Annotated in this window: 5 protein-coding genes and 1 pseudogene; 3 read left to right on the top strand and 3 right to left on the bottom strand. The window is 68.5% G+C overall.

Annotated elements, in window-relative coordinates; all coding sequences use genetic code 11:
- Positions 1 to 533: thioredoxin domain-containing protein (locus AOZ13_RS06020; RefSeq protein ID WP_159103060.1), on the bottom strand; the 533-nt coding region annotated here is incomplete at its 3' end.
- A 181-nt stretch (positions 534 to 714) separates the two neighbouring features.
- Between AOZ13_RS06020 and AOZ13_RS06015 the strand changes: the two genes are divergently transcribed.
- Together AOZ13_RS06015 and AOZ13_RS15655 are read left to right on the top strand one after the other, a co-directional pair.
- Complete coding sequence (locus tag AOZ13_RS06015; protein WP_049933905.1) at positions 715 to 2,337, top strand: COG1361 S-layer family protein; 1,623 nt, start codon at positions 715 to 717, stop codon at positions 2,335 to 2,337.
- Positions 2,337 to 4,837: pseudogene (locus AOZ13_RS15655) on the top strand (efflux RND transporter permease subunit). The gene AOZ13_RS06015 and the pseudogene AOZ13_RS15655 overlap by 1 nt, the downstream one beginning before the upstream one ends.
- A 27-nt stretch (positions 4,838 to 4,864) precedes the next feature.
- Here the strand turns inward: AOZ13_RS15655 and AOZ13_RS06005 are convergent.
- Together AOZ13_RS06005 and AOZ13_RS06000 are read right to left on the bottom strand one after the other, a co-directional pair.
- Complete coding sequence (locus tag AOZ13_RS06005; protein ID WP_020221287.1) at positions 4,865 to 5,296, bottom strand: adenylyltransferase/cytidyltransferase family protein; 432 nt, start codon at positions 5,294 to 5,296, stop codon at positions 4,865 to 4,867.
- On the bottom strand, positions 5,293 to 5,784 hold the full coding sequence (locus AOZ13_RS06000; RefSeq protein WP_020221288.1) for a Mov34/MPN/PAD-1 family protein: 492 nt from the start codon (positions 5,782 to 5,784) through the stop codon (positions 5,293 to 5,295). Before AOZ13_RS06000 ends, AOZ13_RS06005 begins: the two co-directional genes overlap by 4 nt.
- Positions 5,785 to 6,001: 217 nt before the next feature.
- Here AOZ13_RS06000 and AOZ13_RS05995 point away from each other — a divergent pair, with 217 nt between their 5' ends.
- A complete protein-coding gene (locus AOZ13_RS05995; protein ID WP_020221289.1) occupies positions 6,002 to 7,891 on the top strand; it encodes a DHH family phosphoesterase in 1,890 nt (629 codons plus the stop codon).
- The last annotated feature ends 4 nt before the right edge of the window (positions 7,892 to 7,895 follow it).

Raw genomic sequence — 7,895 nt, 5'->3', positions numbered from 1 at the left:
GCGTCCGCGCCGAGATCCGCGGCGACCGTCCCGAGGTAGTCGTACCCGCGCGCGCCCGCATCGACGTACGCGTCCTGATGGGCGAAGAGCGTGTGGGTGTACTCGAAGAACGCCGCGTCGTCGAGGGCGTCCTGCACCGCGCGCGCCGCGTTCGCCCCCGCCCACGACCACTCCTCGCTCACCGGAATCGGGAAGTCGCGGTGCTCGTAGCGGACCGTTCCGGGTTTCGTGTAGTTCTCGACGATCCGAGGCATGACCTCCGTCGCGTAGTGCGCGCAGTGCGGGCAGGCGTAGTCCTCGAAGACCGTCACGGTCACGTCGGCGTCCGGATCGCCGCGGACCGGCGTCGGCATCGAGTCCACCGTCGTGACGTCCGGATCGTCCGGGACGTCAACGTCGGTCAACGTCCGCGTCGTCGAGTTCGTCTCGGTCGTCCCGTCTCCACTCCCGCCGCCGTTCGTCCCGGTACAACCGGCCAGTAGCCCCGCGCACGCCGCGCCGGCGGTCGCGAGCACATCCCGTCGCGTTCGCATCCTTGTCGCACGAACGACGCTGTGACGCATAGACCCACCGCTCCGCGACGCGCCGAGCGCCGTGTGGTACGATTTATGTGGGAGGCGACTGAACGTTCGGTCAGACTCTCGTGTACGCACTCGTTTCGCACCGACCGACCGACGACATCGCTTCGCTCACGGCACCCATGGGCGTTCGACAATGACTCGCGACCGGCGCCTCGGCGTCGCGCTCGTCGCGCTCCTCCTCGTGGGCGCGAGCGCGTTCGGGGTCGTCTCCGTCTCCGCGGCGAACAAGACCGTCGCGGGCCACCCCGACCTCCACGCCTCGGTCACCGACAACGAATTCACGACCGGAACGGAGGCGACGCTCGACCTCTACGTGCAAAACGACGGCGTCCTCACGCAGGGCGGAGCGGCCGAGTATCAGGAGCGCGTGAAGACCGCGCGCTCGACGCAGCTCTCGATCTCGGGCGGGAGCAGCCCGATCACCGTCCACACGAAGCAGTATCCCGCCGGGAACATCGTGGACGGAACGAACGGTCCTTACTCGATCAAGCTCACCGTTCCCGAGGGAACGAAGCCCGGCACCTACTACCTGAACGTCCGCGCCCAGTACAAGTACACCGGGGCCGTGAACTACGACCCCGAACAGCCCGAATACGTCGATTATCAGCAGACCAAGACGTTCCGCGTGCCCGTCGTCGTGCGCGACCGCGCGACGTTCAGCGTCGTGAACTCGACGACGAACGCGCAGGTGAATCAGCGCGGCACCTACAACGTCACGGTGAAGAACACGGGGAGCGAGGTCGCGACGAACGTCGTCGCCGAAGCGACCTCGGGAACCGACGCGCTGACGTTCGGTTCGACCGGCCAGAGCGCGAGCACGTCGGTCGCGACGTGGGAGCCGGGCGAGACGAAGACGCTCTCGTACAGCGCGGCCATCGCCGACACCACGTCGGTCCGGGACTACTCCGTCCCGCTGCACATCACGTTCGCCGACGCCGACGGCGTCACCCGCGAGGCCAACCGCCTCGTCTCGACGCTCCGCCCAAAGCCCGAGCAGGACCTCGACGTCGGCCACGTCGATAGCGACCTGCGCGTCGGCACCGACGGCAACGTCTCCGTCGTCGTCTCGAACGACGGCCCGGTCGCCATCGATCACGCCACCGTTCGCCTCGCGACGAGCGACGACGCGATCACGCCGCAACGCGACGAGTACGCCCTCGGGCGCCTCGGCGTCGGCGACGTCGCGACCGTCACCTTCCCGGTCGAGGTCAGCGACAGCGCCGAGTCCGGTCCCCGACAGTTCGACTTCACCGTCTCCTACAAGAACCAGTTCAACGACAGCCAGCAGAGCGATCCCCTCCCGGCCACCGTCCCCGTCGCGGCCGAGCGCGATCGCTTCGTCGTCGAACCGGTCAACGGCACGCTCTCGGCCGGCGGGAGCGGGACGGTCCGCTTCCACGTCACGAACAACGGCGACCGGCCGGTCACGAACGTGAACGCGAAGGTGTACGCCGACGACCCGATCTCGACCGGTGACGACGAGGCGTTCGTCTCGTCGCTCGCGCCCGGCGAGACGGAGACCATCGCGTTCTCCTTCGCGGCCACCGGGAGCGCGCTGTCGAAGACCTACCCGGTCTCGATGGACTTCCAGTACGACGACACCGACGGCGAGACGAAGCTCTCCGACTACTATCAGGTCCCGCTCGCCGTCCACGAGTCCGGCGGAAGCGGCGGGCCGCCGCTCGGTCTCATCGGCGGCATCGTCGTCCTCCTGCTCGTGGTCGGCGGCGGGTACGTCTACTACAAGCGCCGCTGATGGTCGATCTCGACTATCAGGCCGTCATCGACCGGATCGACTACCTCGTCGGGGAGCGCCCGGGGACCGTCATCCTCGTGTTCCTGCTCGTGACGGCCGGTCTCGCGGCCGGATTGGGCGGCATCTCGACCTCCTCGGGGACCAGTCAGTTCACCTCGGGAAGCCCCGCGCAGCAGGCGCTCGATCAGGTGGATGAGAAGTTCGGGACGTCCTTCGGGACCGACACCGCGAGCACGCAGCTCATCCAGCGGGACCAGAACGTGCTCGCGAAGCCCGCGCTCCTGCGGATGTTGCGCACGGAGAAACGCGTCCGGGAGCGCGAGAATCTGCACGTCGCCGCCACGTCGAGCGTCGCCGACACCATCGCGACGACGCTCGATCCGAGCGCGCGAACGGAGCGAGAGCGCATCGACACCGTCGAGGACGCGACGCCGAGCGAGATCGACGCCGCGGTCAAGCGAGCGGCCGGCGGCGGTCTCGCGGGGTCGCTGAGTAACGACTTCAACCCGGAGGCCGCGAGCGCGAGCGCGACCGTCGGCGTCGTCACCCACGAGATCCCCGGCTCCGACTCCTCATCCGCGGGGACGAGCGGCGGGAGCAGTCCCGTGACGACCGTCCAACAGCGAGTGCAGAGCGTCGTCCAGCGCGGCGGAACGTCCGACGTCACCGTCTTCGGGAGCGGCATCCTCTCCGCGGAGTTCGGGAACGTCATCACCGACTCGCTGCTCATCGTCGTTCCGGCCGCCGCGATCCTCATCCTGCTCTTCCTCGTCTTCAGCTATCGGGACCCGCTCGACCTCCTCATCGGCGTCGTCTCGCTCGTCATGGCGATCATCTGGACGTTCGGATTCCTCGGTCTCGCCGACATCCCGTTCAGCCAGATGCTCGTCGTCGTCCCCGCCCTCCTCCTCGCAGTCGGGATCGACTTCGGGATCCACGCGATCAACCGCTATCGCGAGGAGCGCAGCGAGGGCTACGGCGTCGTCGAGTCCATGGAGACGACGACCGACCAGCTGCTCGTCGCCTTCTTCATCGTCACCGGGACGACCGTGCTCGGCTTTCTGGCGAACCTCACGAGCAGCCTCGGGCCGATCCGCGACCTCGGGCTGGTCTCCGCCATCGGCATCACGTTCACCGTCCTCATCTTCGGGATCTTCCTCCCCGCCGCGAAGGTCTACACCGACCGCTGGCGCGAGGAGCACGACATCCCGCAGTTCGGGATGCAGCCCCTCGGCGGCGAGGGATCGCTCATCGGGCGCTTCCTCCCCTATCCCGTACTCGTCGCGCGGAAGGCGCCGTACGTCTTCCTCGCGCTCGTCGTGATCTTCACGGCCGTCGCCGCCGGCTACGGGACCGGCGTCAACACGTCGTTCAGTCAGGACGACTTCCTCCCGCCGTCGCAGACGCCCGGCTGGTACCACACGCTCCCCGAACCCTTCGCCCCCCACGAGTACCACACCACCGCGACGCTCGACTACCTCGACGAGCACTTCACCGCGGCGAGCGGCAGCGGCGGCTCCGTGACCATGTACATACGCGGGCCGTTGCGCAAGGACTACGCGCTCGAATCGATCCATCACGCGTCCTACGACCCGCCGGACTCGTTCGTCATCAGCAATTCGAGCACGCTCGCGACGTCGGAGCCCTCGCGCTACGCGAACACGCGGAGCATCATCGACGTCATCCGGAGCTACGCGCAACGGGACGCGTCGTTCCGGCACCTCGTCCGCGAGAACGACGTGAACGGGAACGGCATCCCCGACGACGACCTCGGAACGATCTACGACCGCCTGCTCGACTCCCCGTACCACGATCAGGCGCGGGAGTACCTCTCGCGCGACGAGCGCGCGACCCGCGTGTCTTCACGACGAAGGGGAACGCGAGTCAGGCGGACGTCGTCGCGGACGCCCACAACGTCGATAACCGCTACCGGCTCAACGCGATCGCGACCGGCCAGCCGGTCGTCTTCCAGTACATCGCGGACACGATCCTCGAATCCGCGGTCAAGAGCCTCGCGGTCGCGCTCCTCGCGACGGCGCTCTTCTTGTTGCTCTGCTTCCGGGTGTTCAGCGACTACACGACGCTCGGTCTCGTCAATCTCTTCCCGATCGTCGTCACCGTCGCGCTCCTCGCGGGGGCGATGCGCTACCTCGGCATTCCGCTGAACGCGCTCACCGCGACCGTCCTCTCGATCAGCATCGGTCTCGGCGTCGATTACTCCTCGCACATCGTTCATCGCTTCGGCGACGAGTACGAGGAGCGCGACCTCTACGACGCCATCGACGTCGCCGTCCGCGGGACGGGCGGGGCGCTCACCGGGAGCATGCTCACCACCGTCGCCGGCATCGGCGTGCTCGTCCTCGCCATCACGCCCATCCTCGGCGACTTCGGCTCCGTCACCGCGCTCAGCATCTTCATCTCCTACGTCCTCTCCGTCGTCGTCACGCCGTCCGCGATGGCCGTCTGGGGCCACGCGGTCGAGCGCTACGGGAGCGCGTGACGCGGGACGAGAACGCCGTTTTCCGCGTCAGGCGCGTTGTTCGAGGACGCGATCGACGATCGCGCCCGTCGAGAGCAGTTCGTCCTCGTACGTCGGGTCGCGCGCGGACGCCCGCCGGACGTCACAGTCGACGCCGCGCGCCGCGAGTTCGTCCTCGATGGCCGCCGCGTCGTGGTGCTGGTCGTATCCGAGGACGATCGTCGCGGGGTCGATGTCCTCGATGGGCGCGAAGATGTCCCTCGGGTGCCCGACGCGCGCCGCGTCCACCGGATCGAGCGCGCGCACCATGTCGCGACGCTGGCGATTCGGGAGGACGGGCCGGTCCTTGTGCGTCACGTTCTCGCGGCGCGCGACGATGACGTGGAGTTCGTCGCCCATCGCCTTCGCCTCCGAGAGGTAGTGGACGTGCCCGGGGTGGAGGAGGTCGAAGGTCCCCTGCGCGACGACGCGCTCGGTCATCGCTCCTCCTCCTCCAGTTCCGCGTCGATGTCCTCCTGCGTGAAGTCGAAGAACTCCTCGGGATCGGGGAGCGAGACGTCGTAGACGTCGAGATCCGCGGGGCCGCCCTCGTGGTCGAACGCGCGCCAGCACGTCCGGTCGTAGGGCGCGCCGAGGATGACGTGGACGCGTCCCCGCGCGAACATCTGTTCGTCCTGATCGCTCGGCCGGAGGACGCCGTTCGGGTGCGAGTGGACCGTCCCGACCGTGTGGCTGTCGTTCGGCACGAGATCGGATTGGAGGGTGGCCTGCACCGGACTCGACGACGTCTTCGGGATGAAGAGGACGTCCGTGATCAGATCGCCCTCGCCGTCGAGGTCGTACTCCGCGGCCGGGGTCCCGCGCAGGACGCCGAGATACTCGTTCGGGTGGGTGTCCTCGGCCGCTTCGAGGGCGAAATCGAGCGTCTCCCCGGCGATGCCGAGCACCGGCCGCGAGCGGAACGCCATGCCTGACGGTGGTCGCCGGCGCGTGCTAAACCTTTCGAGGGCGGGACGACCCGGACGCTCCGACACCACCGCAGACCAGCGAACCCGACTCCGCCGGCCGCCCCGCTCCAGTGCGGGGATTCCCGTGCGGCGGGATATCCCCCCGTGCACCTGCGTCGGGCGGCGTGGGAAATCCGCTATCAGGTAGTTTAACACCGTGCCAGTCGAAACCGAATGCATGACTGACGGTTCCCCCGACGACGGCGCCACGCCCGTCGTCTACCGGCTCGCCCCCGCGTGCACCGTCGAGGACATCGAGGTGGGCGAGCGGTACACCGCGACCGTGAACGGCGTGGTGGACTACGGCGTCTTCGTCGATCTCTCAGAGAACATCTCCGGACTGCTCCACGAGTCCGTCCTCCCCGCGGACGCCGAGTACGACGTCGGCGACGACGTCGTCGTCGAACTCACCGAGATCCGCGAGAACGGCGACCTCGGCTTCGAGCGCTTCGAGGGCGACGACTACGCCGTCGAGGAGCGCGCGTTCTCCTACGACCGCGTCGCCGCGGGCGCGCTCGCCGGCCGCGTCGGCGACACCGTCCACATCGAGGGCGAGGTCGTCCAAGTCAAGCAGACCGGCGGCCCGACAGTCTTCCGGATCCGCGACGAGAGCGGGACCGTCCCCTGCACCGCCTTCGAGGAGGCCGGCGTCCGGGCCTATCCCGACATCGCCATCGACGACGTCGTCCACGTCACGGGCGAAGTCGAGGAGCGCGAGGGCGCCGTGCAGGTCGAGATCGCCGATCTCGAAACGCTCGATGCGGGCACCGCGGAGCACGTCCGCGCCCGCCTCGACGCCTCGACGACCGAGCGCGCGACGCCCGCGGACGTCGATCCCCTCGTCGACTGGCCGGCGATGCGCGAACTCTACCCCGACCTCCGCGCCGTCGCCCGCCGCCTCCGACGGACCGTCCTCGAATCGCGTCCCATCCGGATGCGCCACCACGCCGACGGCGACGGGATGTGCGCGAGCGTCCCGGTCCAGCTCGCCCTCGAACGGTTCATCGAGCAGACCCACGAGGACCCCGACGCCAAGCGCCACCTCCTCAAGCGCCTGCCGAGCAAGGCGCCCTACTACGAGATGGAGGACGCGACGCGGGACCTCAACTTCGCCCTCGAAGATCAGGCGCGCCACGGCCAGAAGCTCCCGCTCCTCCTCATGCTCGACAACGGCTCCACGGAGGAGGACACGCCCGCCTACGAGACGCTCAGCCACTACGACATCCCGATCCTCGTCGTCGATCATCACCACCCGGATCACGCCGCCGTCGATCCGCTCGTCGACGAGCACGTCAACCCCTACCTCCACGGCGAGGACTACCGGGTGACGACGGGCATGATGTGCGTCGAACTCGCGCGCATGATCGCGCCCTCGATCGCCGACGACCTCGATCACGTCCCCGCCGTCGCCGGTCTCTCCGATCGCTCGAAGGCCGAGTCGATGAGCGACTACCTCGACCTCGCGCGCGAGGCCGGCTACGACGAGGAGTTCCTCCACGACGTCAGCGAGGCCCTCGACTACGAGGCGTTCTGGCTCCGATACAGCGCGGGCCGCGACCTCATCAACGACGTCCTGAACGTCGGCGGCGACGAGGAGCGCCAGCGCGAACTCGTGCCGTGGCTCGCGGAGCGTGCCGAGCGCGACGTCGACCTCCAACTCGACGCCGCCATGCCGCACGTCGAGCACGAGACCGTCGAGTCCGGCGCGCACCTCTACCGCATCGACGTCGAGAACCACGCCCACCGCTTCACGTACCCCGCGCCCGGGAAGACGACGGGCGAGATCCACGACCGCAAGGTCGAGGAGACGGGCGAACCCGTCATCACCATCGGCTACGGTCCCGACTTCGCCGTCCTCCGCTCCGATGGGGTCCGCATGGACATCCCGCAGATGGTCACCGAACTCAACGAGGAGTTCCCCGGCGCCGGCGTCTCCGGCGGTGGCCACCTCGTCGTCGGCTCCATCCGCTTCGTCAACGGCATGCGCGAGGAGGTGCTCGACGCCCTCGTCGCGAAGATGGCCGACGCCGAGATCGACGAGGAACTGCACAGCACGCCGACGCGCTGACGCC

It is taken from the genome of Halarchaeum acidiphilum MH1-52-1 (assembly GCF_000474235.1).
Classification (GTDB): domain Archaea; phylum Halobacteriota; class Halobacteria; order Halobacteriales; family Halobacteriaceae; genus Halarchaeum; species Halarchaeum acidiphilum.
This window is presented reverse-complemented; position numbering and strand designations above follow the sequence as displayed.